At 64.7% G+C, this 232-nt stretch carries 1 protein-coding gene; it reads left to right on the top strand.

Features of this window, described 5'->3' with window-relative positions; translation table 11 throughout:
* Positions 1 to 232, top strand: a 232-nt coding sequence (locus tag ACZ3GY_RS24855) for a transposase (RefSeq protein ID WP_465912497.1), incomplete at both ends; no start/stop codon positions are given.

The raw sequence follows: 232 nt of genomic DNA, 5'->3' as shown, positions 1-232 counted from the left end.
CGCCCTGCGGGTGAAGATCCGCGACGAGGGCCTGGTCCGCAACAAGGCGGTGCATGTGGCGCTCGGCGTAAGGCACGACGGCGGCAAGGAAATTCTGGGCCTCTGGCTCGAGCAGAACGAGGGCGCCAAGTTCTGGTTGCGGGTCATGAACGAGCTCAAGAACCGCGGTGTCGAGGATCTGCTCATCGCCGTGGTCGATGGGTTGAAGGGCTTTCCCGAGGCGATCACGGCC

It is taken from the genome of Pseudomonas sp. PME37.24/006 (assembly GCF_055556635.1).
This window is presented reverse-complemented; position numbering and strand designations above follow the sequence as displayed.